Annotated in this window: 30 protein-coding genes; 15 read left to right on the top strand and 15 right to left on the bottom strand. The window is 54.2% G+C overall.

Annotation, left to right across the window (positions count from 1 at the left end):
• Positions 1 to 224 precede the first annotated feature (224 nt).
• Entirely contained in the window at positions 225 to 2,036 is a 1,812-nt protein-coding gene (gene typA, locus QZ516_RS10255; RefSeq protein WP_297189170.1) for a translational GTPase TypA, read from the top strand.
• 20 nt (positions 2,037 to 2,056) lie between these two features.
• Here typA and QZ516_RS10250 read toward each other — a convergent pair whose 3' ends face one another.
• The 13 genes from QZ516_RS10250 to QZ516_RS10190 all read right to left on the bottom strand — a co-directional run bounded on the left by QZ516_RS10250 (position 2,057) and on the right by QZ516_RS10190 (position 11,506).
• A complete protein-coding gene (locus QZ516_RS10250) occupies positions 2,057 to 2,662 on the bottom strand; it encodes a DNA-3-methyladenine glycosylase I (protein ID WP_297189315.1) in 606 nt (201 codons plus the stop codon).
• Between the two features lie 29 nt (positions 2,663 to 2,691).
• Positions 2,692 to 3,207 carry a ribosome biogenesis factor YjgA gene (gene yjgA / locus QZ516_RS10245; RefSeq protein WP_297189166.1) on the bottom strand — a complete coding sequence of 172 codons (516 nt, stop codon included), beginning with the start codon at positions 3,205 to 3,207 and terminating at the stop codon, positions 2,692 to 2,694.
• Positions 3,208 to 3,212: 5 nt separating this feature from the next.
• Complete coding sequence (gene mgtE, locus QZ516_RS10240) at positions 3,213 to 4,514, bottom strand: magnesium transporter (protein ID WP_297189163.1); 1,302 nt, start codon at positions 4,512 to 4,514, stop codon at positions 3,213 to 3,215.
• A gap of 151 nt (positions 4,515 to 4,665) precedes the next feature.
• Positions 4,666 to 4,947, bottom strand: a complete 282-nt coding sequence (locus tag QZ516_RS10235) for an HPr family phosphocarrier protein (protein ID WP_036859234.1) — start codon at positions 4,945 to 4,947, stop codon at positions 4,666 to 4,668.
• Between the two features lie 25 nt (positions 4,948 to 4,972).
• Positions 4,973 to 5,833 (bottom strand): RNase adapter RapZ, encoded by an 861-nt coding sequence (gene rapZ / locus QZ516_RS10230; RefSeq protein ID WP_297189160.1) that lies wholly within the window; start codon positions 5,831 to 5,833, stop codon positions 4,973 to 4,975.
• Between the two features lie 12 nt (positions 5,834 to 5,845).
• Entirely contained in the window at positions 5,846 to 6,304 is a 459-nt protein-coding gene (gene ptsN, locus QZ516_RS10225) for a PTS IIA-like nitrogen regulatory protein PtsN (protein ID WP_297189157.1), read from the bottom strand.
• A 5-nt stretch (positions 6,305 to 6,309) separates the two neighbouring features.
• The gene (gene raiA, locus QZ516_RS10220) at positions 6,310 to 6,597 is read right to left on the bottom strand and encodes a ribosome-associated translation inhibitor RaiA (protein WP_297189154.1); all 288 of its coding nucleotides are present in this window, start codon (positions 6,595 to 6,597) and stop codon (positions 6,310 to 6,312) included.
• 20 nt (positions 6,598 to 6,617) lie between these two features.
• On the bottom strand, positions 6,618 to 8,069 hold the full coding sequence (locus tag QZ516_RS10215) for an RNA polymerase factor sigma-54 (RefSeq protein ID WP_297189151.1): 1,452 nt from the start codon (positions 8,067 to 8,069) through the stop codon (positions 6,618 to 6,620).
• 124 nt (positions 8,070 to 8,193) lie between these two features.
• Complete coding sequence (lptB, locus tag QZ516_RS10210) at positions 8,194 to 8,919, bottom strand: LPS export ABC transporter ATP-binding protein (RefSeq protein ID WP_297189147.1); 726 nt, start codon at positions 8,917 to 8,919, stop codon at positions 8,194 to 8,196.
• Positions 8,920 to 9,423 carry a lipopolysaccharide transport periplasmic protein LptA gene (gene lptA / locus QZ516_RS10205; RefSeq protein WP_297189144.1) on the bottom strand — a complete coding sequence of 168 codons (504 nt, stop codon included), beginning with the start codon at positions 9,421 to 9,423 and terminating at the stop codon, positions 8,920 to 8,922.
• Positions 9,413 to 9,994: an LPS export ABC transporter periplasmic protein LptC gene (gene lptC / locus QZ516_RS10200; protein ID WP_297189140.1), complete on the bottom strand. Its 582-nt coding sequence runs from the start codon at positions 9,992 to 9,994 to the stop codon at positions 9,413 to 9,415. Before lptC ends, lptA begins: the two co-directional genes overlap by 11 nt.
• Before the next feature lie 4 nt (positions 9,995 to 9,998).
• The gene (locus tag QZ516_RS10195; protein WP_297189137.1) at positions 9,999 to 10,532 is read right to left on the bottom strand and encodes an HAD-IIIA family hydrolase; all 534 of its coding nucleotides are present in this window, start codon (positions 10,530 to 10,532) and stop codon (positions 9,999 to 10,001) included.
• Between the two features lie 2 nt (positions 10,533 to 10,534).
• On the bottom strand, positions 10,535 to 11,506 hold the full coding sequence (locus QZ516_RS10190; RefSeq protein WP_297189134.1) for a KpsF/GutQ family sugar-phosphate isomerase: 972 nt from the start codon (positions 11,504 to 11,506) through the stop codon (positions 10,535 to 10,537).
• 336 nt (positions 11,507 to 11,842) lie between these two features.
• Here QZ516_RS10190 and QZ516_RS10185 point away from each other — a divergent pair, with 336 nt between their 5' ends.
• The 6 genes from QZ516_RS10185 to hisC all read left to right on the top strand — a co-directional run bounded on the left by QZ516_RS10185 (position 11,843) and on the right by hisC (position 17,138).
• The gene (locus QZ516_RS10185; RefSeq protein WP_297189132.1) at positions 11,843 to 12,487 is read left to right on the top strand and encodes an ABC transporter substrate-binding protein; all 645 of its coding nucleotides are present in this window, start codon (positions 11,843 to 11,845) and stop codon (positions 12,485 to 12,487) included.
• Between the two features lie 3 nt (positions 12,488 to 12,490).
• Entirely contained in the window at positions 12,491 to 12,724 is a 234-nt protein-coding gene (locus QZ516_RS10180; protein ID WP_297189130.1) for a BolA/IbaG family iron-sulfur metabolism protein, read from the top strand.
• Positions 12,725 to 12,795: 71 nt separating this feature from the next.
• Entirely contained in the window at positions 12,796 to 14,061 is a 1,266-nt protein-coding gene (murA, locus tag QZ516_RS10175) for a UDP-N-acetylglucosamine 1-carboxyvinyltransferase (protein ID WP_297189127.1), read from the top strand.
• A 53-nt stretch (positions 14,062 to 14,114) separates the two neighbouring features.
• Positions 14,115 to 14,747, top strand: coding sequence for an ATP phosphoribosyltransferase (gene hisG, locus QZ516_RS10170; protein WP_297189125.1), 633 nt, complete (start codon positions 14,115 to 14,117; stop codon positions 14,745 to 14,747).
• A 2-nt stretch (positions 14,748 to 14,749) separates the two neighbouring features.
• On the top strand, positions 14,750 to 16,063 hold the full coding sequence (gene hisD / locus QZ516_RS10165) for a histidinol dehydrogenase (protein ID WP_297189122.1): 1,314 nt from the start codon (positions 14,750 to 14,752) through the stop codon (positions 16,061 to 16,063).
• A gap of 10 nt (positions 16,064 to 16,073) precedes the next feature.
• Complete coding sequence (gene hisC, locus QZ516_RS10160) at positions 16,074 to 17,138, top strand: histidinol-phosphate transaminase (RefSeq protein ID WP_297189119.1); 1,065 nt, start codon at positions 16,074 to 16,076, stop codon at positions 17,136 to 17,138.
• A gap of 9 nt (positions 17,139 to 17,147) precedes the next feature.
• Here the strand turns inward: hisC and QZ516_RS10155 are convergent, their stop codons facing one another.
• Both QZ516_RS10155 and QZ516_RS10150 read right to left on the bottom strand, forming a co-directional pair.
• Positions 17,148 to 18,296: a trypsin-like peptidase domain-containing protein gene (locus QZ516_RS10155; RefSeq protein WP_297189116.1), complete on the bottom strand. Its 1,149-nt coding sequence runs from the start codon at positions 18,294 to 18,296 to the stop codon at positions 17,148 to 17,150.
• An 89-nt stretch (positions 18,297 to 18,385) separates the two neighbouring features.
• Complete coding sequence (locus QZ516_RS10150; RefSeq protein ID WP_297189113.1) at positions 18,386 to 18,901, bottom strand: DUF1043 family protein; 516 nt, start codon at positions 18,899 to 18,901, stop codon at positions 18,386 to 18,388.
• Between the two features lie 218 nt (positions 18,902 to 19,119).
• Here QZ516_RS10150 and zapE point away from each other — a divergent pair, with 218 nt between their 5' ends.
• The 8 genes from zapE to QZ516_RS10110 all read left to right on the top strand — a co-directional run bounded on the left by zapE (position 19,120) and on the right by QZ516_RS10110 (position 26,472).
• Complete coding sequence (gene zapE, locus QZ516_RS10145) at positions 19,120 to 20,256, top strand: cell division protein ZapE (protein WP_297189110.1); 1,137 nt, start codon at positions 19,120 to 19,122, stop codon at positions 20,254 to 20,256.
• A 150-nt stretch (positions 20,257 to 20,406) separates the two neighbouring features.
• Positions 20,407 to 20,835 (top strand): 50S ribosomal protein L13, encoded by a 429-nt coding sequence (rplM, locus tag QZ516_RS10140; RefSeq protein WP_297189107.1) that lies wholly within the window; start codon positions 20,407 to 20,409, stop codon positions 20,833 to 20,835.
• Positions 20,836 to 20,848: 13 nt separating this feature from the next.
• Complete coding sequence (rpsI, locus tag QZ516_RS10135; protein ID WP_036859255.1) at positions 20,849 to 21,241, top strand: 30S ribosomal protein S9; 393 nt, start codon at positions 20,849 to 20,851, stop codon at positions 21,239 to 21,241.
• A 181-nt stretch (positions 21,242 to 21,422) separates the two neighbouring features.
• Positions 21,423 to 22,016, top strand: a complete 594-nt coding sequence (gene petA / locus QZ516_RS10130; RefSeq protein WP_297189104.1) for a ubiquinol-cytochrome c reductase iron-sulfur subunit — start codon at positions 21,423 to 21,425, stop codon at positions 22,014 to 22,016.
• Positions 22,016 to 24,049 (top strand): cytochrome b N-terminal domain-containing protein, encoded by a 2,034-nt coding sequence (locus QZ516_RS10125; protein WP_297189101.1) that lies wholly within the window; start codon positions 22,016 to 22,018, stop codon positions 24,047 to 24,049. The genes petA and QZ516_RS10125 overlap by 1 nt, the downstream gene beginning before the upstream one ends.
• A 71-nt stretch (positions 24,050 to 24,120) precedes the next feature.
• Positions 24,121 to 24,747 carry a glutathione S-transferase N-terminal domain-containing protein gene (locus tag QZ516_RS10120; protein WP_297189098.1) on the top strand — a complete coding sequence of 209 codons (627 nt, stop codon included), beginning with the start codon at positions 24,121 to 24,123 and terminating at the stop codon, positions 24,745 to 24,747.
• Between the two features lie 97 nt (positions 24,748 to 24,844).
• Positions 24,845 to 25,282, top strand: a complete 438-nt coding sequence (locus QZ516_RS10115; protein ID WP_297189095.1) for a ClpXP protease specificity-enhancing factor — start codon at positions 24,845 to 24,847, stop codon at positions 25,280 to 25,282.
• An 11-nt stretch (positions 25,283 to 25,293) separates the two neighbouring features.
• Entirely contained in the window at positions 25,294 to 26,472 is a 1,179-nt protein-coding gene (locus QZ516_RS10110; RefSeq protein WP_297189092.1) for an acetyl-CoA C-acyltransferase, read from the top strand.
• The last annotated feature ends 3 nt before the right edge of the window (positions 26,473 to 26,475 follow it).

The following is a 26,475-nucleotide window of genomic DNA, read 5'->3' as shown; positions in this document are numbered from 1 at the left end:
TGTACGGACATTGGCAGACCCCGGCAGGTGTCGCTGCCCTTTTCCTTGCCTGGTTTCATCAAAGTTATCCGGGGCATCCCGGTTGGAGTTCCTGGCCAAAACGGCTTTCCTTGACGGCTCTTGCCATTTGTGGGCAGATCTGGGTACGGTGTTGAAGAAATCTCTGCGTTCTGGCGCTATAACCGCTATAATCCGCGCCTATTTTTTACCGACCGAGAAATCCTGTGATCGAAAATCTCCGCAACATTGCCATTATTGCCCACGTTGACCACGGTAAAACCACATTGGTGGACCGCCTGTTGCAGCAATCCGGTACGCTGGACCGCAAAGCCATGGGTGCCGAGCGGGTCATGGATTCCAATGATCAGGAGCGTGAGCGCGGTATTACCATCCTGGCCAAAAACACGGCCATCGAATGGAATGGTTACCGGATCAATATCGTCGATACCCCGGGCCACGCCGACTTTGGCGGTGAGGTTGAGCGGGTTCTGTCGATGGTGGATTCTGTATTGTTGCTGGTGGACGCGGTTGACGGCCCGATGCCGCAGACCCGGTTTGTTACCCAAAAGGCCTTTGAACAGGGCCTCCACCCGATTCTTGTGGTCAACAAGGTAGACCGCCCCGGCGCCCGTCCCCATTGGGTCGTCGATCAGGTGTTTGATCTCTTCGATCGTCTCGGTGCCACCGACGAACAACTGGACTTTCCCATTATGTATGCGTCGGCGCTGAATGGTGTTGCCGGCAATGAGCCAGATGATCTGGCGGAAGACATGACACCGTTGTTCCAGATGGTGGTGGATAAGGTCAAAGCCCCGGCGGTGAACCGCGATGGTCCACTGCAAATGCAGATCAGTGCTCTGGATTACAGCAGTTACGTGGGGGTTATCGGCATTGGTCGAATTACCCGCGGCAAGCTCAAGACCAACGAGCAAGTGGTGGTGGTTGATCGCGAGGGCAAAACCCGACGCGGTCGTGTGTTGCAGGTCATGGGTTATCGCGGTCTGGAACGATTCGAGGTGGAACAGGCCGAAGCGGGTGATATTGTCTGTATCACCGGTATCGATAAATTGAATATTTCCGACACCATCTGCAGCCCGGACAAGCCGGAAGCAATGGTGCCACTGAGTGTTGACGAGCCGACTGTCAGTATGACTTTCCAGGTGAACGATTCCCCGTTCGCCGGTCAGGATGGTAAATACATTACCTCGAGAAATATCAGGGAGCGGCTGGATCAGGAGCTGATTCACAATGTGGCACTGCGGGTTGTGCAGGGTGAGACCCCTGACAAATTTGTGGTGTCCGGACGCGGTGAATTACACCTGTCGGTATTGATTGAAAACATGCGCCGTGAGGGTTTCGAGCTGGGTGTATCGCGTCCCGAAGTGATCCAGAAAGATGTGGATGGCGAAATTCACGAGCCCTATGAGCAGGTCGTGATTGATATTGAAGACCGGCATCAGGGTGCGGTAATGGAGGAGCTGGGTCTCCGCAAGGCGGACATGACCAACATGGAGCCCGACGGGAAAGGCCGTGTCCGGCTCGAGTTTATGGTGCCCTCTCGAGGCCTGATTGGCTTTCGTTCACACTTTCTGACGCTGACCAGTGGCTCAGGTATCATGACCAGCATTTTTGATCACTATGGTCCGGTGAAGCAGGGTGACATGGCCGGTCGCCAGAACGGCGTGCTGGTCTCCATGACCAAGGGCAAGACACTGGCTTATGCCCTGTTTACCCTGCAGGATCGTGGTCGTTTGTTCCTCGGGCACGGTGCCGAGGTCTATGAGGGGCAGATCATCGGTCTGCATTCCCGCAACAATGATTTGCCGGTGAACCCCACCAAGGCCAAGCAGTTGACCAATATCCGGGCGGCCGGTACCGATGAGAACCTGGTTCTCAGTCCGCCGGTTCGACATACCCTGGAGCAGGCGCTGGAGTTTATTGCCGAAGATGAGCTGGTAGAGGTAACCCCCCACCACATTCGCCTGCGCAAAAAGCTCCTGAGCGAGAACGAACGCAAGCGTGCCGGCAAAAACTGAGAACTATCAGGCAGCCACGATTAAAGATCGTGGCATTGCCGATGGCGAAAGCAGTCTACCAGGTGGTCGTTGACCAGCCCGGTAGCCTGCAGGTAGGCATAACAGATAGTGCTGCCAAAAAATCGGAAGCCGCGTTTTTTCATGTCCTTGCTGATGGTGTCCGATAGCGGGGTAGTCGCCGGGACAGCGTCGGAATCCTGCCAATGGTTCTGAATGGAACGGTTGTCGACGAAGCCCCACAGGTAATCTGCAAAACTGCCGAATTGCGCTTGAATGTCCAGAAACAGGCGGGCGTTACTGACAGCGCTTTCAATCTTGAGACGATTTCTCACAATACCCGTATTCTGCAGCAGATGCGCCATTTCTTGCCGGTTGAAGCGGGCTACCTGCTCCGGTCGAAATTCGGTAAAGGCCCGTCGATAGTGCTCGCGCTTTCTGAGAATGGTGATCCATGCGAGCCCGGCCTGGGCACTCTCTAGCACCAGAAATTCAAACAGCTTCCGGTCATCGCGACAGGGAACACCCCATTCCTGATCATGATAGCTCTGATAGAGTGGATCATTGCCAGCCCAGGGGCAGCGAAACACAGGGTTGTCGTCGGGTATCCGCTTCCGGGAAAAGTCCATAGAGCGCTTTTCCGGGTCACTGGACGAATTCACTGGCAGTTATCCCGAAGGTACTGAAACAATTTGCGACTGGCTGCGGGTGGTTTTTGTTGTGACGCGTCGCGCTGGGCCTGCCTGATTAGCTGGCGCAAGTGCTGTCGGTCCAGGCCCGGTATTTCACTAATCAGTTCATCGAGTGCGGAGTCGCCCTCACTGATCAGTCTGTCGCGCCAGTTCTCCAGGCGTTGAAACTGCTGGCGAAAAACCTGGCTGTCATGGTGAAAACTCTCCAGTTCACGGCGTATGCCATCGCTGTCGATGACACGCATGATTTTGCCAATATATTGCAGCTGGCGTCGTCGACCCTCGCGGTTTTTTAGCCGTCGCGCCAACATCACCGCTTCGGCAAGGTCTTCCGGCATGGTGATCTTGGCCAGTTTGGCCGGGGCTAGATCCACGAGCTCTTCACCGAGCTTTTGCAGTGCGGTCATCTCACGTTTGACGGCCGACTTACTTTTGGGGAGTTCTTCTTCTGGCAGGCGGTCTGGAAAAGAATCTTCAATCATGATGGTTAGCTATAAAACAGGGTGGCGAGACCCAGAAACGAGAGAAAACCCACCACATCTGTAACCGTGGTGAGCGCGACGCTCCCCGCCAGAGCGGGGTCAATGCGGCATTTCTTTAGAAATACCGGCAGCAAGGTACCTGCAACAGCGGCTGAGATGAGGTTGATGGCCATGGCTGCAGCAATGATGAAGGCTATGATCGGGTCGTTAAACCAGAGAGCGGCGACGCCGCCCATTACCAGCGCCCAGAGCATGCCATTCAAGGCGCCGACGGCAAATTCCTTGCTCAGCAACCAGCGCATATTGTTTTTGCTGATCTGTCCCAGTGCCATGCCCCGAATAACAACGGTGAGTGTCTGGCTGCCCGCGACGCCACCCATACTGGCGACAATAGGCATCAGGATAGCCAGCGCGACGACCTTTTCAATCGTGGCTTCGAAAATGTTGATTACCGAGGAGGCGAGAATTGCGGTTATCAGGTTCATCCCGAGCCAAACGGCCCGACGGGGCGCCGTGCGCTTAACCGAGGCAAATGTCTCTTCTTCATCACTGAGACCGGCCAACCCCAACAGTGAGTGGGCGGCATCCTCGATAATCACATCCACCACGTCATCGATGGTGATTCGGCCGAGTAGTTTGTGGTCGAGGCCCACGACTGGCGCGGAAACCCAGTCATTCTTCTCAAACAGCAGTGCAACCTGCGAATCGGGCATGTCGGCCGTGATGGCCTGTGCATCGGTTACCATCATCTCGCGCACAGTGATATTGGGGCTTGCAGTCAGTAGTTTGGTGAGTGGTAATGTGCCGAGAAACGTATCTTCCCGGTTCACCACAAAAATATTATCGGTGATATCCGGAATTTCTTCGTGGCGGCGCAAGTAACGCAATACCACATCAATCGTCAGATCGGGCCGGACAGTGATGGTGTCCGTGTTCATCAACCCGCCGGCGGTATCTTCGTTGTAAGTGAGTACTCGCTCTACCCGCAGCCTGTCCTGGCTGCTCATCGCCTGAAGTACTTCCGGTATTACCTGGTCGGGAAGTTGCTGCAGGATGTCCGCAATGTCATCGGGATCAAGACCTTCGGTAAGTGAGGCGACCTCGTGACTTTCCATTTCACGAAGGATTTCACCGCGAAGTTCCTCGCTGAGCTCACCGATCACCTCGCCTTCCAGCTCCCGGTCAACCAGATCCCATAATACCCGCCGGGCTTTGGGTGGTGCAGACTCTATCTGGTCGGCGATATCGCCGGGAGAAAGGTTGTTGAGCATGTGCCGAAGCAGGCGCACATCGCTCGAATTCATCATTTCATTGATGCTGGCGAGCCTGGACAAATGGCTGAATTTTTCGTTAGGCCCCTGCATCTGAGAAGTTTTCCATGACCGTCAGTTTGAAGGCGGATAGTGTATAGGTGGGCGTGACAAAATTATACAGTGGCTGGGTTGGTAGGCAGCGCGGTTAGTGCTCTTCCTCGAAGCGGTTGCCGATTAACTGTTCGATATCGCGGTGGGCGCGCTCCGCATCACTGCCTTCGAATATGAAATGGAGAGAGGTCCCCTGAGTAGCGGCAAGCAACATCAGTGACATCACGCTTTTGGCGTCCACCAGTTTGTCAGGACTGCGGCCGGTTTTGATGGCGCAGCCATATTTTCCGGCGGTTGAAGCCAGCTTCGCGGCTGCGCGAGCATGCAGTCCGAGACGATTGACAATGGTTATTTCTGTACAGATTATTTTCGACATAACAGCCCTCTCGTGATGACGCCCGTCAGGACAGTTCTCTGTGCCGGACCTGTACATTCGGCATGGTGTTGCTGAAATGTCTGGCTAGAACATTGGATACGTAGACTGAGCGGTGCTGCCCTCCGGTACAGCCCACAGCAATGGTTAGATAACTGCGGTTATTGGCAAGAAATGACGGTGTCCAGCGGGACAGGAACTGCTTGATGTCATTAGTCATGTCGATGACGTCCGGTTGCGACTCGAGGAATTCGATCACGGGCTGGTCATTGCCGGTAAAGGGCCTCAACTCCTGTTTCCAGTGGGGATTGGGCAGGCAGCGAACGTCAAAGACAAAGTCCGCGTTGACTGGCACACCGCGTTTGAAGGCAAAGGACTCAAACATGACAGCCATGTCATCCCTGCTGTGGGGCGCAATTTGTTGTTTGATGACATCGCGCAGCTGGTGCAGGGTCATGGTGCTGGTATCGATTCTGCGATCTGCAATTGAAGCGATTGGGTCCAGCAGCGTAGTCTCAAGCTCTATGGCTTCGTGGATATCTACCTGGTCAGTGGTGAGCGGGTGTTTGCGCCTTGTCTCACTGAAACGCTGGATAATGACGGAGTTTCTGGCATCGAGGAAAAGCACTTCATAATTAATGCCCGAATGCTGCAGCTCCGCAAGAATTTTTGGTAGCTGGTCAAGATCTTCGCCCAGGTTGCGGACATCGATCCCCACCGCAATTTTTTCCAGCCAATGCTGGCTCTTGGCGTTGATGGCTTTCTGAAAAAGGCCGGGAAGCAAACTGGCGGGAAGGTTGTCAATGCAGGTAAAACCGACATCTTCGAGAACGTTCAGTGCGGTACTCTTACCGGATCCGGAACGCCCACTCACCACCACCAGTCGCATTAGTCTTTCACCTCAGCCGCCATCATTGCCGGTTGCTATCCGGAAGAGGTCCTGATTACTGCTGGCCTGTCGCAATGCGTTGCGCACTGTTTCATCCTGAAGTAATTCGGCAATGGAAGAGAGGACCTGCAGGTGCTCGTCGTTTTGCTCCTCGGGAACAATCAGTGCAAAGATCAGATCCACCGACTCCCCATCGATAGCATCGAAATCGACGGCGTCAGCCAGTTTGACAAGTGCTCCGGTAATTTTTTCGCAGCTTGCCAATCGACAGTGGGGGATGGCAACACCTTCTCCTATCCCGGTGCTGCCCAGTCGCTCTCTTGCCAGCAGGCTCTGGTAGAGGTCGTCCGCACCGACGCCTTCCATGCGTTCTGCCAGGAAGACGGAAAGGTTTTCCAATACCCTTTTCTTGCTACCGCCCTCGGCGCTGGCAACGGTGTTTTCGGGGGTGAGTACATCGATCAGTTTCATGAGTATTATCTACCGCGGTTCTTTTCCTTGTGCTTGATCAACTGCCGGTCCAGTTTGTCGGTCAGCATATCGATAGCGGCATAAAGATCCTCGTGCTCGGAATCTGCAAAGAATTCACCCCCGCTGACATGGACTGTCGCTTCAGCTTTCTGGATCAATTTTTCAACTGAGAGAATCACATTGGTGTTGGTGATGCCGTCGTGATGGCGCTCCAGTTTGGATAATTTGGTGGTGACATAGTCTTTGATCGGATCAGTGATATCGAGATGATGTCCGCTGATGTTCAATTGCATGCGGTTCTCCTTAATAGGTGTTAGGTATTGGGGTTGTAGCGTTTTCTTTCGCTGGAAGAGGGGATGCCCATTCCCTCACGGTATTTGGCAACAGTGCGTCGAGCCACCTGAATTCCCATCTCCTGAAGCAGTGCTGTCAGCTTGTTATCACTGAGCGGCTTGCCCGGATTTTCAGCGCTCACCATTTTTTTCAGCATAGCGCGAATGGCTGTTGATGAACACTCCCCGCCTGCGTCGGTCGAGACGTGGCTGGAGAAAAAGTACTTGAGTTCAAAAACGCCCTGCGGCGTGTCAATGTACTTCTGGGTGGTCACTCGGGAAATAGTGGATTCGTGCAGCTCCAGTCGTTCGGCAATATCTGCCAGCACCATGGGTTTCATCGCCACGGGGCCCTGCTCCAGAAAGCCCTGTTGTAATTCGATGATGCAGCTGGTGACGCGCATCAGGGTGTCATTGCGGCTTTCCATGCTGCGCAGAAACCATTTGGCCTCCTGGAGGTGATTCTTCAGAAAGGTGTTGTCCTGACTGGAATCAGCCCTGCGAATCAGCTGGGCATACTGTTGATTGATGCTCAGGCGAGGGGTGATGTCCTCGTTGAGGGAAACTTTCCAGTGATTATCGGCTTTGGTGACACGAACATCGGGTACCACGTACTCGATATCATCGTTTCGAATGGCGTCACCGGGGTTGGGGGACAGCGTCTGAATGAGCAGGATGGCGCCCTCGAGTATCTCGTGGGGCAGGCCGGTGATTTTTTCCATCTGTCGGAAATTGCGCTGTCCAACCAGCTCCAGATGGTCGGTAACGAGCTGGATGGCCTCGTTAATCAGCGGTGTATCCGGAGAGAACTGGTTCAGCTGAATCAGAAGGCATTCGGCGAGGCTGGTGGCGGCAACACCGGGTGGGTCAAACTGCTGGATGCGGTGCACCACGGCGAGTACTTCATCCAGCTCAATTTCGTCGTCCAGTGCAGCCCAGATTTCTTCAATGGGTGCCGTCAGCATGCCCCGGCTATCAATTGAATCGATGATCATTTCACCGATCAGGTAGTCCTTGGGAGACATCGGCGTCAGATTGAGTTGCCAGATCAGGTGGTCCTGAAGCGACTCTGTGACGTTGTGAACGCTGTCAAAATCGCGTGTATCCGCACCCGTGTTTCTGATGGGGGTACTGGGTTGGTAAATATCGTCCCAATTGGCATCGACGGGCAGGTCAGTGGGTATTTTGTTGTCCCATTCACTGCTGTTGAGATCACGCGTCGCACTGTCGATATCCTCATTTTTCCGGGTGGCGGTTTCTGCGGCCAGGTTCTCGGATTCTTCGGCAAGCTCAAGCAGCGGGTTGTCGTAGAGGTTCTGCTGGATTTCCTGGTGCAAGTCGAGAGAGGATAATTGCAACAGACGAATGGCCTGCTGTAGCTGAGGGGTCATCGTCAGCTGCTGGCCGATTTTCAGTTGCAAGCTGGCTTTCATGTTATGACTGCGTATAGAGGATTGTTACGAAAATATTCACAGGGAAAGTGTAGTCTGCCTCCGGGGGGAGTGACAAGCAAAATGTGTGCCGCTTTGCATAATGGCTGTGCGGTAGTACGTGCCATCAAAGCATAAAGTCTTCGCCGAGATAGATATCCCGAACCTGCTGGTTGGCGACAATATCGGTGGCCTGACCCTCGGCAATAACCTGTCCTTCGCCAACGATATAAGCATGCTCACAGATATCGAGTGTCTCGCGTACGTTATGGTCTGTGATCAGGACACCAATACCCATATCGCGTAAATGGCGGATGATCTGCTTGATATCGTTGACTGAAATCGGATCCACCCCGGCAAAGGGTTCATCCAGAAGAATGAAGGCCGGCTCAATGGCCAGTGCGCGAGCAATTTCCACCCTGCGACGCTCCCCCCCAGAGAGGCTCATGCCAAGGGTGTTGCGGATATGACTGATGTGAAACTCCTGGAGCAGTTGTTCCAGTTTTTTCGCACGCTGTTGTTTGTCGAGATCCTTTCTGGTTTCCAGGATCGCCAGAATATTATTCTCCACGGTCATCTTGCGAAAAATGGAGGCCTCTTGCGGGAGATAGCCAAGCCCTTTTCGAGCCCTGCCGTGCATGGACAGAGAAGTGATGTCTTCATCATCGATATGAACAGAGCCGCCATCCTGATGAACCAGCCCGACAATCATGTAAAAACAGGTGGTTTTGCCAGCGCCGTTAGGACCCAGCAGCCCGACAATTGCACCGCTTTCTACGGTGAGGGATACATCGCGAATCACCGGTCTTCTTTTATAGCTTTTGACCAGATTTGAAGCCTTAAGGATAGCCATTTAGTTTGCATCCTTTTGCTTGTTGGGTGGAATGACCATCTGGATCCGCTGGCGAGGATTGTCGCCACTGCTCGCCTTGACCACCTCTGCCTTAAGGTCGTAGTTGATTTTTTCACCGGTGATAACGGTACCATTCTGCTCAACACTGGCATTTTTCAGCAGGTCGATACGGTCACTGGCCAGATGGTATTCGATAGTGTCGCCCTTGGCGTACATCAGGCTGTCATTGGGGTTCGGTTGTTGTTGGTAGCGGGCAGGCTCTCCAACGCAGACAATTCGAACGACCTGGTTATTTGCCGTATAGACAGTGACCTTGTCCGCGTGGATTTTGATGGTTCCCTGGGTAATAACGACAGTGCCTTCATAGATCGTCGTGCCGGTTTTTTCGTAGCGCTCGGCCCTGTCTGATTCAATATTGATAGGCTGTTGTGCGTCGCTGGGAAGCGCCAGACTGGAGGAGTGACATGCTGCCAGTAGCAGCAGAATGAATAGGTTATGGCGCACGGTGAATCCCCTTTACTTTTGATAGCAGTTTGAATATCTCATCATTAAGATCTGCCCACATGCCTGTGCCGGTGGTTTTCCCCTGAGGTGTTTTGATAGTCACGGGTAGGCCAGTTTCCGCAATGTTGGTCTCAGGGAATATGGTTAATTTGCTGGTGAGAAATTCATTTTTGCCGCCTTTTTTAACAGATTGCCATGCGTAGACGTCACCGGACAGGACAGCCCGTTCACCCCCGTTGTAGATGGTGCCTTTCTGGGAGGTTACATACCATGGGGGTGTCTGTTCCGAGCCCTTCTTCGGCTTGCTGAAAGACACCATGCCGGGGTTTTCCAGTTCCAGTCGGTTGCCGCGATTAAAGTGGCGTGCCTCAATGGCGGTGAGGGTGAAAGCCCTGTTGCCATTCCTGTCAAAATTTACCGTATCAATGTTATTCATATAGCTGTCTGCTTTGGGTAATTCTTCTACATCGGTGCCTGGCTTGTTCAGAAATACCTCTGGTGGCGACAGCCAGAACAACAGGAAAATCCCTGTTGAAGCGAGCAGCATGGCGGTTATCAAAATATTGCGCATATGTTTAGAGGTAGTCCGTAAAGGTGGCTTCCAGTTTATCCTGAGCCTGCAGAAGCATCTCGGCCAGTTCCCGGACCGCCCCGGCTCCACCACAGGCGGAGGTTTGCCAGAGTGCATGCTCAGCGATAATTGGCCTGGCATTCGCCACGGCAACCCCCAGCCCCACGCGCCTGATGACGGCGAGGTCTGGAAGGTCGTCGCCGAGGAAGGCGATTTCATTCATCTGGTAGGGGTGTGTGCCCAGCAAGTCTTCCAGGGCGGCCAGCTTGTCCTCCCGTCCCTGAACGACAAGATCAATACCCAGTTCTTCAGCCCGCCTCGCCACCAGTGCTGAAGATCGGCCGGTGATAATGCCGACCTTGATACCTTTGCGCTGTAGCAGTTTTATGCCGAGACCATCCTGTATATTGAACGATTTCAGCTCCTCCCCATTATTACCGTAATAGAGGCAGCCATCGGTCAGAACGCCGTCCACGTCCAGTAGCAATAACCGGATTTGACGAGCTTTGCTGGTGACCTTCAGGCTCGGGTTTGACATGGTTACATCACCCCCGCACGCAGGATGTCATGCATGTGGAGGACTCCGATCGGATGGTGGTTGGTGTCTTCAACAACGAGCGCAGTAATTTTATTGTCTTCCATGATTTTTAGTGCCTCGGCTGCGAGCAGTTCCCGGTGAACGGCCTTGCAGCTACCCTTGATCAATTGACGGACAGTGCTGTGATTGATGTCGATATCGTTATCGACCGCCCGGCGCAGGTCGCCATCGGTAAATACCCCGACCAACTCTCCCTGGTGGTTGACCACCGTGGTCATGCCAAACCCTTTGGCGGTCATTTCCACCAGGGCTTTTTTCAGAAGCGCATCCTCGTACACTTGGGGCAGTTCGTCACCACTGTGCATGATGGTTTCCACCTTGAGCAGCAGCTTGCGGCCGAGTGCCCCGCCGGGGTGGGAAAAAGCAAAGTCCTCGGCAGTGAAGCCGCGTGCCTCCAGCAGGGCAATCGCCAGAGCGTCGCCCATGACCAGTGTCGCCGTAGTGCTGGTGGTAGGTGCCAATCCCAGTGGACAGGCTTCACTGGGAACCCGAACATCCAAATGGGCCTCCGATGCCTGGGCCAGAATCGAGTCCGGATTGCCAGTCATGCTGACCAATGGGATGCCCATACGTTTAATGAGTGGTAGCAGGGTAATGATTTCGGCCGTTGTTCCGGAATTGGACAATGCCAGAACCAGATCTATCCGGGTGATCATGCCAAGATCGCCATGGCTGGCTTCCCCGGGATGGACGAAAAAAGCGGGGGTTCCCGTGCTGGCTAGGCTGGCGGCGATCTTCCTGCCAATATGTCCCGATTTCCCCATGCCGGTAACAATGACGCGGCCGGTGCACTGCATAATCAGCTCGCAGGCGCAGTCAAAAGCTGCATCAACCCGCTCTTCGAGCAGAGTGACAGCTTCAGCTTCCAGACGGATAGTGCGGCGTGCGGCTTCGGCAAAATTACTGGTGGTCATTGGCTACCCAAAATATTTTGCCAAGTATACCGGCAACCAGGTAATGCTGTAAGTGCTGGCAGTGATCAGGGGTGGGTAACACTGCCAGGAGGTTAAATCGGTCAGCTCCCCCTGGCCAGCCCCGGCAGAGGCTGTTAACCGGGTCTCCATAAAATTGCCCGACCTTCAAGGATTTCGGAAATAGCGAGGCAATGGTATAGTGCACGCCTTTTCACGTCAGCTGATTTGGCACTTGGCTGGTTTGTTGATGTCAAATGGCGGTAGCCGAGAAAAAGGGCGGCTGTGTAGTCAGTAGGTTCGAATAATTTGAGGAAAGTTGCCATGTACAAGAGGTTGATGAAATTATTACTCCCCGCACTGGTTGTTCTGGTATCGGGTCATGCAATTGCTGTGCAGGCTGCGGATGATGCTGTGACCTCATCGGAACAAACTCCCCATGAGTTAATTGAGACTGTGACCGACGACCTGTTACAGACGATTGCCGAGCACCGTGAGACCTTTGATGATGATCCCCAGGCCTTCTTTGAATCACTGGATTGTCTGCTGGCCCGGGTGATTGATTTCAAGTGGATTGCCAGCAATGTTATGGGGGCCTACCGTGCCGAGGCTACCGATGAACAGCGCGAACTGTTCGTCAAAACCTTTCATCGCGACCTGATTGAAACCTATGGTCGCGGCCTGATTTCCTATGGCGATGAAACCATCGTGGTGTTGCCGCCCAAGGAAGACATTGAGGATAAGCGTCGGGTTACTGTGGTTCAGGAAATTCGTGGCAAGGACGGTGTCTTTCCACTCTATTACTCGATGGCACTGAACCGTGACGGGGCGTGGAAAATCACCAACGTTGTAATCAACGGAATCAACCTTGGCAAAACGTTCCGCAACCAGTTCGCCCAGAGAGCCGAAAAATATGACGGCAATATCGATCAGGTCATAGCCAATTGGTCCGCCCCGTCAGACGTTATTAAAAGTGAGGGGTAACCTATGACCCCCGATGAGGTGCAGGCACTTCTGCAGGATGCTCTGGCCGATTGTGATGTCACCGTCGGTGGCGATGGTAGTCACTTTGAGATACAGGTCGTTGGCGACGTATTCTCCGGACTCCGTCCCGTACAGCGGCAACAAAAAATCTATGCCGTGCTTCAGCAGCACATAGCCGAAGGTGCTATTCACGCGGTAAATATCAAAACCTATACGCCGGATGAAGTTCGCAACTAAGCCCGCGCCGGTTTCCCTCACCTATCTCAGCTCAAACTGGCCACTGCCTTGCTGAATCACAAGGGTTTTGAATGGACAAGTTGTTGATTTCCGGAGGCGGCCCACTGTTCGGGGAAATCCGTATCTCCGGTGCCAAAAATTCCGCATTGCCGATTATGGCGGCCACACTCCTGGCCGATGGCCCGGTGATGATATCCAACGTGCCCCACCTGCATGACATAACCACCATGTTCGAGCTGCTCGGATGCCTGGGTGTCAGTGTGGTATTAAATGAAAAGATGCAGGTGGAAGTCGATGCCACGACCTTGCACAGTCATGTGGCACCCTATGACCTGGTCAAGACCATGCGTGCCTCCATTCTCGTGCTGGGGCCAATGCTTACGAAGTTTGGTGTTGCCAATGTCTCCTTTCCCGGTGGATGTGCAATTGGCAGTCGACCGGTAGATCTGCACCTGCGCGGGCTGGAAATGATGGGTGCAGAGATAGATATTGACGGTGGCTACATCAATGCCCGCTGTAACGGCCGTCTGAAGGGTGCCCATATTTTGATGGACACGGTCTCCGTCGGTGCAACGGAAAACCTCATGATGGCCGCCGCGCTTGCCGATGGCCAGACAGTGATTGAAAATGCCGCTCGCGAACCCGAAGTGGTCGATCTCGCGAACTGTATTAATGCGTTGGGTGGCAGGGTGAAGGGTATGGGCACTACAACCCTGACCATCGACGGGGTCGACACCCTGCATCGGGGCAGTTACCGGATTATGCCTGATCGCATTGAGACGGGCACTTACCTGGCGGCGGCTGCAGCGACCCGGGGGTGCGTCAAGCTCAAGGATACCGATCCGCATATCCTCGAGGCTGTGTTGATCAAACTGGAGGAAGCCGGTGCGAAGATCAGTGTCGGCAAGGACTGGATAGCGCTGGATATGGAAGGCCGCAGGCCGAAATCGGTCAACTTCAAGACAGCCCCCTATCCGGCTTTTCCCACCGACATGCAGGCGCAACTGACAACTGTCAACGCGGTTGCCGATGGGGTGGGCACGATTACCGAGACGATCTTTGAGAATCGCCTGGTCCAGACCCATGAGCTGAATCGGATGGGGGCCAGAATCACCCTGGAAGGAAATACCGCCATCGTTACCGGGGTTGAGCGGCTCAAGGCGGCGCCGGTTATGGCATCGGATCTGAGGGCCTCGGCCAGTCTGGTGATTGCCGGTCTGGTGGCTGATGGTGAAACCATTGTCGATCGTATTTACCATATAGATCGAGGGTATGAATGTATTGAGGAAAAGCTGCAGCAGCTCGGTGCCAATATCCGCAGGATTCCGGGTCGTTAGTCCCGGTCGGGCGTTTTCCTCAAGTAACCAGTTGCATAAACAATGTGAGTGCCATGCAAATTACCATTGCCCTGACCAAGGGGCGTATTCTGGAAGAAACCCTGCCTTTGCTGGCGGAAGTCGGTATTGCCCCTCTGGAAGACATCAGTGCCAGCCGCAAGTTGCTGTTTGATACCAGCAGATCCGATGTGCGATTACTGGTATTGCGCGGTTCGGATGTCCCTACTTATGTGCAGTTTGGCGCAGCGGATTTGGGTGTGTCGGGAAAAGACACCCTCCTGGAGCATGGCGGTGACGGGCTCTATGAGCCGCTGGACCTGGGTATCGCGCGCTGTCGCATGATGACAGCGGCAGTGGCCGGGTCAACGCCCGGCACAGGGCGTGTCCGGGTCGCCACCAAATACGTCAATGTGGCCCGCCGTTTTTATGCCGAACAGGGTCGTCAGGCGGATATCATAAAACTCTACGGTGCCATGGAGCTGGCTCCGATCATGGCCCTGGCGGATGAGATTGTGGATATTGTGGATACCGGTAATACGCTTCGGGCCAATGGCCTGGAGGCCCGGGAGTTTATTGCCGACATCAGTTCCCGGATAATAGTGAACAAGGCCGCCATGAAGATGAAGCACCGATTGCTGCAGGATATCGTAGACCGCCTGACGGAAGCGGTGAACAAGGTCCGATGACGATGCAAAGTGAACCCATCAGTATCTTGCAGTTGTCTACCTCAGATAGCTGTTTCGACGACCGGCTGACCGAGCTGTTGGCGTGGGAGAATGTATCAGATCAAAATGTTGAGCAGATCGTTGGTGATATCCTGGCGGCTGTTCGCCAGCGCGGCGATCAAGCCCTGATTGAATTTACCAATCGCTTCGACGCCCGGGATGTCGATGATGTCCGGGAGCTCGAAATTCCTGCCGACGTCGTTTCCGGGGCATTGGCCGGTATCCCCGCAGCTGAGCGCGATGCACTGGAGTTGGCGGCGGAACGAATTCGCCGTTATCACCAGCACCAGAAGCAGGCTTCGTGGCACTACCGGGAAGAGGATGGCACCCTGTTGGGGCAGCAGATCACCGCACTGGATCGGGTGGGCATTTATGTGCCCGGGGGTAAAGCCAGCTATCCGTCCTCGGTGCTGATGAATGCTCTGCCCGCCCGGGTGGCCGGTGTTAACGAAATTATCATGGTGGTGCCTGCGCCGGGTGGCGAACTGAATCCGCTGGTGCTTGCTGCGGCAGCGATTGCCGGGGTTGATCGCCTGTTTACACTGGGCGGCGCTCAGGCCATTGGTGCATTGGCCTATGGTACGGAAACCGTGCCTCGGGTGGACAAGATTGTCGGGCCGGGCAATATCTTTGTTGCCACGGCCAAGCGGGCTGTGTTCGGGGCAGTGGGTCTGGACATGGTGGCGGGGCCCTCGGAAATCCTGGTGGTTTGCGATGGTCAGACAAACCCGGACTGGATCGCGATGGACCTGTTTTCCCAGGCTGAGCACGACGAAGAAGCCCAGTCCATTCTGATCAGCCCGGACACGGATTTCCTCGAACAGGTAAAAACCAGTATTGGCAAGTTGCTGCCCACCATGGAGCGGGCTTCGATTATTCGTGCGTCCCTTGAGAGGCGCGGTGCCCTGATCGCAGTAGCGGACATGACGGACGCACTGGCGTTGATCAACCGCATTGCTCCCGAGCACCTGGAGCTGTCTGTGGCCAACCCCGAAGACTGGTTGCCGGGTATTCGTCATGCCGGAGCGATTTTTATGGGTCGTTATACCGCCGAGGCGGTGGGCGACTACTGTGCCGGCCCCAACCATGTCCTGCCGACCTCCATGACAGCCCGTTTTTCCTCGCCGCTGGGTGTTTATGATTTTCAAAAGCGCAGTTCACTTATTATGTGTTCCGCCGAAGGTGCTTCGACATTGGGGAAAACTGCGTCGGTACTGGCTCGAGGGGAAAGCCTGACAGCCCACGCCCGCTCTGCCGAATATCGCATCAAGTCATGATGGTAGCCCCGTGAGCAGCCCTTTCTGGAGTGATGTCGTTGCAAGGCTGGATCCCTATGTGCCCGGGGAGCAGCCCAAACTGGCCAACCTGACCAAGTTGAATACCAATGAAAACCCCTATGGGCCGTCCCCCCGGGTTCTGGAAGCCATCGCCGGAGAATTGGGGGATAGCCTTCGCCTTTACCCTGACCCCAATGGTGCGTTACTCAAACAGGCGGTGGCAGATTATTATGCTGTTGCTCCGGACCAGGTGTTTCTGGGCAATGGTTCAGATGAAGTGCTGGCTCATATTTTTCAGGCGCTGCTCAAGCACGATGAGCCGATCCTCTTTCCTGATATCACCTACAGCTTTTACCCCGTCTATTGCGGCCTGTATCAGGTGGATTATCAACGGATACCGCTGGGCAGCGATTACCGTATTCAGGTGGCGGACTACCTGCGCAATAATGGCGGCATTATCTTTCCCAATCCGAATGCTCCCACCGGGATGCTGCTGTCGTTGCCGGAAATTGAATGGTTACTGAAAAAAAATCAGCGGTCAGTTCTGGTGGTGGATGAAGCCTATATCGATTTTGGCGGAGAGACTGCGGTGTCCCTGGTTGGGCGCTACCCCAATCTGCTCGTGACTCAGACGCTGTCAAAATCCCGGTCACTGGCCGGCTTGCGGATCGGGTTTGCTATCGGTGACGTTGCCCTGATTGAGGCGCTGGAGCGTGTGAAGAACAGTTTTAACTCCTACCCGCTCAGTCGTTTTGCCATTGTCGGGGGCGCTGCGGCCTTTGCCGATGACGACTATTTTCGGGAGGTCTGCGAGCAGGTTATTCGTAGTCGTGACAGGTTGGCCACCGGCTTGAAATCACTGGGTTTTGAGGTGCTGCCGTCCTCCGCGAATTTCCTGCTGGCGACCTGCCCGTCGCGGGATGCCGCCGGGCTTGCGGCGCGATTGCGTGAGAAGGGTATTATTGTGCGTCACTTCAGACAGCCGAGAATAGAACAGTTTTTGCGGATTACGGTTGGCACAAACGAGCAAAACTGCCGGCTGTTGGACGTTTTGGCCGAGCTGCTCAAGCAGTAATCCCCCGGGTTATTCGGGCGGTGGCCGGGTACCCGTCACCGCCATGATCGTGCTTTTTTGCCCGTCCCGTATGACCTCCAGTTTGACGGAGTCGCCGGGCGAGAGATCAGCGATCAGATTCATACTCTTTTCATTGTCTACCACCCAGTAATCATTGATGCGGGTGATAATGTCCCCCGGTTGCAAGCCCGCTAGGTGAGCGGGGCTGTTGATATAAATACTGGTGATCACCAGTCCCGATGGCGGGTCCATGCCCAGTTTCGTCGCCGCCAGCCTGGTCAGTGGGCGGGCTTCGACGCCCAGCCAGCCCCGGATAACATAGCCGTGTTCGACGATATCCTGTAGAACTTTCACTGCCGTATTGGCGGGTATGGCAAAGCCGATGCCCACTGAATAGCCGGTCTTGTCGAGAATGGCAGCATTGATACCCAGCAAGTTGCCGAAAGCGTCCACCAGTGCCCCGCCAGAATTGCCCGGGTTGATGGCTGCATCCGTCTGAATAAAGTTCTCAAACGTATTGAGCCCCAGGCCATTGCGGCCGGTAGCGCTGACAATGCCCTGGGTGACCGATTGTCCGACCCCGAACGGGTTGCCTATGGCCAGCGTGACGTCACCCACCCTGGGCATGGAGGCCGCATCAATATTGATGGGTGTCAGATTATCGAGATCTATCTTTAGCACAGCCAGGTCTGTATCCGGATCCTTGCCAATGACCTTGACCATCGCCTCGCGACCATCCTGGAGCTGGACGACGATTTCATCGGCTTCGGTCACCACATGGTTGTTGGTCAAGATATAGCCATCCTCGGTCAGGATGACGCCGGAGCCCAGTGAAGACTGCATGCGCTGTTGTTGCGGCAGATTGCTGTTGCTGAAGAAGCGGCGGAAGAAAGGGTCGTCCAAAAGCGGATGGCGGGGGCGCTCGAGTGTTTTGCGCGTATAGATATTGACGACCGATGCCGATGCCCGTTGTACAGCAGCGGCATACGAAGCGGGCCCCTGCCACTCTCCGGACACGCCAGGTGACAACCCCCTGGTTTCCATTTTGGCCGCGTTGTTGAGCGTTTCCGGCAGCAATAACATGAACAGTGCGGCCGCAAGCAGACCGGCAACCACAGGCCAGCTGATATAACGCAACACTCGAAAAATAACAGACACCACAGGCTCCGCGAGCTCACAAAGAGCGCATTATGTCACAAACCGCACAGCGGGAAGGCTTTGAGGGATAGCTTTGTTCTCGTTGCCCGTCAGCTCACCTTGAGCGTTGGGTCATCATTGTCATTGGTGTCTTCTGCTGTATCATTTGCCACTTTTGCGCGGAGATTGTCGCGGGAGACATTGTCATCTCTTAGCCCGTATTCTTCACTGAGAATGCCGCCGGGAACTTTGGGTGCATAATCTTTCGGTGGTTCCGGCATTTCTGTTGACAGCATTGCGCCGCGCTCTTCGAGACGTCCAAACCCTGCATCGACCATTTTCTTGCTGGCGTCGGGGCCGGTCAGCCGCATGGCGCTGGCGGCGAGGTGCTCGTGAACATCGCGATAGCTGTGTGACAGGTTGTTGAACAGTTCAGAGGTTTTGATGAAATGCTCGGTTACCTCATGTTCGTAATCCTGGAGCCGGTCCTGTGCTTCCTTGAGCTTGTGTTCGGCAGCTTTGCGCTCTTGCTCCCTGGGGTGAAGGGTTCGCCCAGCCAGCAGGCCAATAATCAAGCCGCTCACTGCACACAGCAAGCCAATCAATAATACAGTCGTGGTATCCAAGCGACTACCTCCAGAGATATACAGCAGATTTTGAGGTGTAGTCTGAAAGAAGCTGTACCTGGAGGCAACTGTTTTTTGACGACACCTTGCCGTGTTTACCAACCCTGTTGCAGAACAGTTAGGCCACCACACTGCATGAGTAACGGGTTGCGATTATCCTTTTGCGCGGCTAAAGTTCCCGGCCTTGTTTTCTGCATTCTTCCATTGAACCAGCCAATATGATTCGGGTGCCTGTTCCCTCACACACGCCTTCGCAGCGATACCAGCAGGACTTGCTGCAGGCCTCCTTCAGCTACGACCCTGCCCAAGAACAGGCAGTGGCCCTGCTGCAGGCGCTCTATGAGAAATTATTGGAACAGAATGCCCGGACAGCAAACCACTCGATTTTTCAGCGACTCAGGGCGTACTTTAGGTCTACCCGACCTTCCGTGCCGGTCAAGGGGCTGTATTTTTGGGGTGGTGTGGGCCGTGGTAAAACCTACCTGATGGATAATTTTTTTGAATCTCTACCCTTCGAAGAGAAAATGCGTGCGCATTTCCATCGCTTTATGCGCCGGGTTCACAGGGAGCTTCGTCTACTGGGCGGTGTGAAGAACCCGCTGGAAAAAGTCGCTGACAATATTGCCGCTGAGGCCAGGGTGATTTGCTTTGACGAGTTTTTTGTCGCCGATATTGCTGATGCAATGTTGTTGGGAGGGCTACTGGAATTGCTGTTCCAGCGTGGGGTGACATTGGTGGCGACATCCAATATTGCCCCCGATCAACTCTATGAGAATGGTTTACAGCGGCGACGCTTCCTGCCCGCCATCGCCCTGCTCAATGAGCATACCCAGGTTGTTAATGTCGATGGTGGCGTCGATTATCGGTTGCGCACCCTTGAGCAGGCCGAACTGTATCATGCCCCTCTGGATGATAGCGCGCAGGAAGCCATGGAAAAGGCCTTTGGCAGCCTTGTGCCGGCCAGTGGCGAAGTGCAGGTGTCTGTGGATATCACCATCGAAGGGCGGAGCCTTCACTGCCGCTCGGTTGCTGAAGACGTCGTCTGGTTTGACTTTGATGTGATATGCAATATCCCGCGCAGCCAGAATGATTATATCGAGCTGGCCCGTGAGTTCCATGCGGTGCTGGTCACCAATGTTCGGCAGATGGGGCGCAGCAATGAAGATCAGGCGCGGCGCTTTATCAATCTGGTAGATGAATTTTATGACCGGAATGTTAAGCTGGTGCTGTCCGCCGAGGTGCCATTACCCGCACTGTATACTGAAGGTCGGCTGGGCTTTGAGTTTGAGCGAACCCGCAGTCGCTTGCTCGAAATGCAGTCACACGAGTATCTGGCGCGACCACATCGCCCCTGACAAAGGCGCCCCCTTGAGCCTGACAGGCAGGGACTGTTCAGCTCGATTGGCTAATTATTTTTTAGGCAAAATTATTCTTGAAAAGGGTAGGGTCGGTCTGTAAAATGCGGCCTCCTTTTAGGAAGGCCAGAAACTTTCAGGCAGGAAAAAATGAAAACATTTAGTGCAAAGGCCGAAACCGTCCAGCGCGACTGGTTTATTGTAGATGCGGCTGACAAAACATTAGGTCGTTTGGCCGTCGAGATTGCCTCTCGTCTCCGTGGCAAACACAAGCCGGAGTTTACTCCGCATGTGGATACCGGCGACTATATTGTCGTGGTGAATGCTGAGCGGGTGCGTGTGACCGGCAACAAGGCCAAAGACAAAATTTATCACCACCACACCGGTTATATCGGTGGGTTGAAGTCCATCAGTTTTGAAAAGCTGATCGCCAAGGCTCCTGAGCGGACTATCCAGACGGCTGTGAAAGGCATGTTGCCTAAAGGTCCACTGGGTCGTGCCATGTTCAAGAAGCTCAAAGTATACGCAGGCACCGAGCATCCCCATACCGCTCAGCAGCCGCAAGAACTGAACATTTAACGGATTGTTAATTATGGCAGACACCCAATACTACGGTACCGGCCGTCGCAAAACCTCCTCCGCCAGAGTCTTTCTGAAGTCCGGAGCGGGTAACATCGTGGTCAATGACCGCACCCTCGATCAGTATTTTGGCCGTGAGGTGGCGCGTATGATTGTGCGTCAGCCACTCGAGCTGGTTGATCGTGCCACCACATTTGACCTCAATATTACCGTCGCTGGCGGCGGCAGTTTTGGTCAGGCGGGTGCTATTCGCCATGGTATCGCTCGTGCACTACTGCAATACGACGAGGGCCTCCGGGGTCAGCTGAGGACAGCTGGCTTCCTGACCAGAGACGCCCGTGAAGTGGAACGTAAAAAAGTGGGCCTGCGCAAAGCCCGCAAGCGTCCCCAGTTCTCCAAGCGTTGATCGATCATTTTGTTCAACGAAAACCCGGCTGCCTACAGCCGGGTTTTTTTATGTTTTAAAACAGACTATTACCTACTTTGTATAGGGTTTTGTCTTGTAATAAAAAGTGGTTTTCTTTACTATTGCACGCCATTTTGCACAGATAAAATTTGCCAACCTTTGCTGCTAACGGGAGTGCGTCATGAGCAATGACGGTATTAATCAGGGGCGTAGACGTTTCCTGACGGGGGCCACTTGCGTGGTGGGTGCCGCTGGGGTCGTAGGAGCTGTTGTTCCTTTTGTGGGTTCCTGGAACCCAAGTGCCAAGGCAAAAGCCGCTGGTGCTCCGGTAAAAGCCAATATTTCAAAAATCGAACCCGGTCAGATGGTGACCGTCGAGTGGCGTGGTAAACCGGTATACATTGTTCGCCGTACCCAGCAGGCGCTCGATAACCTCAAGGGGCGTGAAGAGCTCAGGGACCCGTCGTCCGAGGCCTCCGATCAGCCTGCCTACGTGGATGCCGAGCACCGTGCCATTAAGGAAGAGTACCTGGTTCTGGTGGGACTGTGTACACACCTGGGTTGTGCTCCGATGTTTCGTCCCGATGTGGGCGCCCAGGACTTGGGTGGTGCCGAGTGGCTGGGAGGATTTTTCTGTCCCTGTCATGGCTCTAAATTTGACCTCGCCGGTCGGGTTTACAAAGGGGTTCCCGCACCGACAAATCTGGTAGTCCCTCCATATTCCTACGAGAGTGATGGTGTGGTTGTCATTGGTGTAGATCAGGAGGCAGGCTAATGAAAGCGTTGGTGTCTTTACGTGACTGGGTAGATGCGCGCCTGCCAATCGTGCGTGCGTGGAATACCCACATGGGTGAGTATTACGCCCCGAAAAACTTTAATTTCTGGTATTACTTTGGTGTTCTCTCGCTGGTGGTATTAGTGATTCAGCTGGTTTCCGGTATCTGGCTGCTGATGAGCTATCAGGGTTCCGCTGAAACAGCATTTGCTTCAGTGGAGTACATCATGCGTGATGTGGACTACGGCTGGATTATTCGCTATATGCACTCCACCGGTGCATCGGCATTTTTCGTTGTTGTGTACCTGCACATGTTCCGCGGTCTGCTCTACGGCTCCTACAAACCGCCTCGTGAACTGGTCTGGATTTTTGGTATGACAATTTATGTAGCCCTGATGGCAGAAGCCTTCCTCGGTTATGTGCTGCCCTGGGGGCAGATGTCCTACTGGGGAGCCCAGGTGATTATCTCGCTGTTTGGTGCGATACCCGTGGTTGGCGAGGATATCGTGCAATGGGTTCGTGGTGATTACCTGATTTCCGGTATTACTCTGAATCGCTTTATGTCGCTGCACGTGGTTGCCCTGCCGATTATTCTGCTGGCGTTGGTGGTGCTGCACATTCTGGCGCTGCACGAAGTCGGGTCGAACAACCCTGATGGTGTTGAAATCAAGAAAAACAAGAATGCCAACGGTGTGCCTGTGGATGGTATTCCTTTTCATCCATTCTATACCGTGCATGATCTGGTACCGATTGTCGTTTTCCTCTTCGTATTCTGCTTTATCCTCTTCTTCGTTCCGGAGATGGGCGGGTACTTTCTGGAGCATGCCAATTTCGAGATTGCCGACCCACTGAAGACGCCCGCACATATTGCGCCAGTTTGGTACTTCACGCCGTTTTACTCAATGTTGCGAGCAGTACCGGACAAGTTTGCCGGCTTTATGGTCATGGCGGCAGCGATTGCCATTATGTTTGTTCTGCCCTGGCTTGACCGCAGTCCGGTAAAATCGATCCGCTACAAAGGTCTGTTCAGTCGGTACGCCGTACTGGTGTTCGCCGCCTCCTTCATTATTCTGGGTGTACTGGGCGTCAAGGCTCCGACTCCGGCTCGCACGTTTCTGGCGCAGATTTGTACGGTCCTGTATTTCCTGTTCTTCCTCGCGATGCCAATCTGGACCCGAATGGAGAAAACCCAGCCAGAGCCCAAGCGGGTGACCAGTAGAGGCGGCTTTGGCTTCTGGAAGTCCATGGGCGGCTTGTTGATTGTCATTCTGCTGGCCTGGTTACCACTGAAAGCGGTCGGTGCCGAGTCGGAATATCATTGCGGTACCATCCCCTGTGATGACTTCGAGGCCGATCCCTCAGACAAGGCGTCCCTGCAGCAGGGTGCCAAACTGTTTGTAAACTATTGCATGGGTTGTCACTCAGCTGAGTATTCGCGCTGGGGCAGGGTCGCCTCGGATCTGAAAATGCCCGCTGGCCTGGTGATGGACAATCTGGTGTTTGCCGATCAGAAAATCGGTGACCTGATGAAAATTGCCATGACCAAGGAGAAGGGCAAACAGTGGTTCGGTGCTCCACCGCCAGACCTCACCATGATTACCCGCGCCCGCACATCCGAATGGGTGTATACTTACCTGCGCCATTTCTATGCCGATCCGAACCGCCCGATGGGCGTCAATAACAAGGTGTTCAAGGACGTGGGTATGCCACATGCCTTGCTCGATCTTCAGGGCCTTCAGGAATGCGCGCCGGGACCGGTAATCGCAGCCAATGGTGGTGTGAAGCGAGACCCGCTAACCCGAGAGGAAATCCTCGAAGACAATTGCGGACGTTACACGCTGGTTGAGGAAGGGGCTTTGTCTCCGGAGGAGTATGACCAGGCGGCGTATGACCTGGTGAACTTTCTGGCCTATACCGCAGAACCAATGGCCGAAGATCGCAAGAGAATCGGCACCTACGTTTTGCTCTTTCTTGCCTTCCTCTTCATCTGGGTTTGGTTGCTGAACAGGGAATACTGGAAAGAGATTCACTGATTTCAATGGGGATGGCCGTCGGAACAAGACGGTCATCCAACTGCCAACAACAATACAACTGAGGTCTTATTATGGGGGTTGTTGCAAAACGATCTTCGATGACGTTTTTTTCTGACCCTACATGCCACTACAGCCATCGTGTTCGTATTGTCCTGGCAGAAAAAGGGGTCACGGTAGACATCGAAAATGTCGACGGCAAAAATTTGCCCGAAGATGTACTTGAACTGAATCCCTACGCATCCCTTCCTACTCTGGTGGACCGGGATCTGGCACTCTATGAAACCAAAGTGATGATGGAGTATCTCGACGAGCGATTCCCTCACCCGCCGTTACTGCCTGTCTATCCAGTTGCCAGGGCACTGAGCCGCCAGTTCATGCACCGCATTGAGCGGGATTGCTGTAGTCAACTGGATTTTATTATTGGCAACAGTGACAGCAAGGCAGCCGAAATAGCCCGCAAGGAGCTTTGCGACAGCCTGACAAGCATTGCGCCGATCTTTGCTGACCTGCCATTTTTCATGAGTGAAGAATTCACCCTGGTCGACTGCTGCCTGGCACCTATTTTGTGGCGATTAAAGCACCTTGAGATTAAACTGCCATCAAATCGTCAGACAAAGCCTTTGCAGGACTATATGAAACGATTGTTTGACCGGCCGTCCTTCGCAGAAAGTCTGTCAGAGTTTGAGCGGGATATGTGAAAACCCTGTGTGGCCGGGAGGAATCTTGAAAAGGGGGCATGATATGTCCCTTTTTTCGTAAACTGCAGCACAGACATATTGGGCCAATATAACTGTCATGAGCATGACGTCAAACAAAGCTTATCTGGTTCGGGCGTTCTATGACTGGATTGTGGATAACGACTGCACTCCTTACATAGTCGCCGATGCCTTTTATCCGGGGGTTGCTGTTCCCCAGCAACATGTCAGTGACGGACAGATCGTGTTGAATCTGGCACCGCGAGCAATAACCTCCTTAGTCATGGATAATCGGATCATTTCCTTCACTACCCGGTTTGGGGGAGTGCCGAGTACGATAGAATTACCCGTTCAGTCGATATTGGGCATTTATGCCCGTGAAAACGGCCAGGGCATGATGTTTGAACCGGAGGCTGACCATGAGCCTCCGCCACCTGCCGGACCGGGTCCTGTAAAATCCGTACCATCGAAAGAAAAACCTTCTGGAGGAGCTGCTGGGGACAGTGGCAAAAAACCTTCTCTCAGAATCGTAAAATAGAGGCCTCAATTATGTCAGATCCAATTGTCATTGCCGGTATGGCAAGAACGCCCATCGGTAGCATGCAAGGGCAGTTTACCGGTGTTCCCACGACAGAGCTGGGTGCCGTGGCCATCAGGGCCGCCATTGAGCGGGCCGGGGTTGCCGGTGAACTGATTGGCTCCGTTGATATGGGCTGTTGTCTCACGGCCGGTCTCCGGCAGGCCCCGGCTCGTCAGGCTGCTATTGGTGCGGGATTGCCGCCGAGTGTGGGGGCTACCACCCTCAACAAGGTGTGTGGATCCGGTATGAAAGCGGTGATGAATGCCTGTGACAGCCTGACGCTGGGCAATGTGGATGTGGCCGTAGCCGGTGGAATGGAGAGCATGACTAATGCCCCATACCTGATGACTCAGGGTCGCAGCGGCTACCGGTTTGGTCACGCGCAGATTTTTGACCACATGACAATGGATGGTCTTGAGGACGCCTACAATGGCGAAGCGATGGGTATTTTCGCCGAAAAATGTGTTAGCAAATTCGATTTTACCAGGGAAGAGCAGGACGCTTTTGCCGTGACCTCACTGGAGCGGGCTCAACGGGCGATCAAGGACGGCAATTTTGAGGACGAAATTGCGCCGGTAACCGTCAAGACCCGCAAGGGCGAGGTAGTCTGTTCAATTGATGAACAGCCTGGCAAATCGGTCGCCGATAAAATCTCGCAAATGCGCCCGGCGTTCATCAAAGACGGCACTGTCACAGCTGCCAATGCCAGTTCTATCAGCGATGGTGCTGCTGCCCTGGTGCTGACCCGCCTTTCTGTCGCAGAAAAACTGGGTATGAAACCCCTGGCAACCATTCACGCCCACAGTACCCATTCTCAGGAACCCGAGTGGTTTACGACCGCTCCGGTAGGTGCTATCAACAAGCTGCTTGCGAAAGTGGCCTGGACCAAGGACGATGTGGACCTGTTTGAAATTAACGAAGCGTTTGCCTGTGTCACCATGGCGGCCATGAAAGAACTGGATTTGCCCCATGACAAAGTCAACGTCCACGGTGGGGCCTGTGCCCTTGGTCACCCCATTGGTGCCTCGGGTGCCCGCATTATTGTGACCCTGCTCAGTGCCCTGCAAACCTACGGGAAACGCAAGGGTGTGGCGGCTATCTGCATCGGTGGTGGTGAAGCCACTGCGATTGCTGTCGAACTGATCTAGCGA

The organism is uncultured Porticoccus sp. (genome assembly GCF_913061305.1).
In the GTDB taxonomy this organism is placed as follows: domain Bacteria; phylum Pseudomonadota; class Gammaproteobacteria; order Pseudomonadales; family Porticoccaceae; genus Porticoccus.
This window is presented reverse-complemented; position numbering and strand designations above follow the sequence as displayed.

Coding starts and splice junctions, on each gene's coding strand:
- QZ516_RS10250 (WP_297189315.1), bottom strand. CDS start 2,662: ATGGACTTTTCCCGGAAGCGGATACCCGACGACAACCCTGTGTTTCGC.
- yjgA (WP_297189166.1), bottom strand. CDS start 3,207: ATGATTGAAGATTCTTTTCCAGACCGCCTGCCAGAAGAAGAACTCCCC.
- mgtE (WP_297189163.1), bottom strand. CDS start 4,514: ATGATGAATTCGAGCGATGTGCGCCTGCTTCGGCACATGCTCAACAAC.
- QZ516_RS10235 (WP_036859234.1), bottom strand. CDS start 4,947: ATGTCGAAAATAATCTGTACAGAAATAACCATTGTCAATCGTCTCGGA.
- rapZ (WP_297189160.1), bottom strand. CDS start 5,833: ATGCGACTGGTGGTGGTGAGTGGGCGTTCCGGATCCGGTAAGAGTACC.
- ptsN (WP_297189157.1), bottom strand. CDS start 6,304: ATGAAACTGATCGATGTACTCACCCCCGAAAACACCGTTGCCAGCGCC.
- raiA (WP_297189154.1), bottom strand. CDS start 6,597: ATGCAATTGAACATCAGCGGACATCATCTCGATATCACTGATCCGATC.
- QZ516_RS10215 (WP_297189151.1), bottom strand. CDS start 8,069: ATGAAAGCCAGCTTGCAACTGAAAATCGGCCAGCAGCTGACGATGACC.
- lptB (WP_297189147.1), bottom strand. CDS start 8,919: ATGGCTATCCTTAAGGCTTCAAATCTGGTCAAAAGCTATAAAAGAAGA.
- lptC (WP_297189140.1), bottom strand. CDS start 9,994: ATGCGCAATATTTTGATAACCGCCATGCTGCTCGCTTCAACAGGGATT.
- QZ516_RS10195 (WP_297189137.1), bottom strand. CDS start 10,532: ATGTCAAACCCGAGCCTGAAGGTCACCAGCAAAGCTCGTCAAATCCGG.
- QZ516_RS10190 (WP_297189134.1), bottom strand. CDS start 11,506: ATGACCACCAGTAATTTTGCCGAAGCCGCACGCCGCACTATCCGTCTG.
- QZ516_RS10185 (WP_297189132.1), top strand. CDS start 11,843: ATGAAATTATTACTCCCCGCACTGGTTGTTCTGGTATCGGGTCATGCA.
- QZ516_RS10180 (WP_297189130.1), top strand. CDS start 12,491: ATGACCCCCGATGAGGTGCAGGCACTTCTGCAGGATGCTCTGGCCGAT.
- murA (WP_297189127.1), top strand. CDS start 12,796: ATGGACAAGTTGTTGATTTCCGGAGGCGGCCCACTGTTCGGGGAAATC.
- hisG (WP_297189125.1), top strand. CDS start 14,115: ATGCAAATTACCATTGCCCTGACCAAGGGGCGTATTCTGGAAGAAACC.
- hisD (WP_297189122.1), top strand. CDS start 14,750: ATGCAAAGTGAACCCATCAGTATCTTGCAGTTGTCTACCTCAGATAGC.
- zapE (WP_297189110.1), top strand. CDS start 19,120: ATGATTCGGGTGCCTGTTCCCTCACACACGCCTTCGCAGCGATACCAG.
- rplM (WP_297189107.1), top strand. CDS start 20,407: ATGAAAACATTTAGTGCAAAGGCCGAAACCGTCCAGCGCGACTGGTTT.
- rpsI (WP_036859255.1), top strand. CDS start 20,849: ATGGCAGACACCCAATACTACGGTACCGGCCGTCGCAAAACCTCCTCC.
- petA (WP_297189104.1), top strand. CDS start 21,423: ATGAGCAATGACGGTATTAATCAGGGGCGTAGACGTTTCCTGACGGGG.
- QZ516_RS10125 (WP_297189101.1), top strand. CDS start 22,016: ATGAAAGCGTTGGTGTCTTTACGTGACTGGGTAGATGCGCGCCTGCCA.
- QZ516_RS10120 (WP_297189098.1), top strand. CDS start 24,121: ATGGGGGTTGTTGCAAAACGATCTTCGATGACGTTTTTTTCTGACCCT.
- QZ516_RS10115 (WP_297189095.1), top strand. CDS start 24,845: ATGAGCATGACGTCAAACAAAGCTTATCTGGTTCGGGCGTTCTATGAC.
- QZ516_RS10110 (WP_297189092.1), top strand. CDS start 25,294: ATGTCAGATCCAATTGTCATTGCCGGTATGGCAAGAACGCCCATCGGT.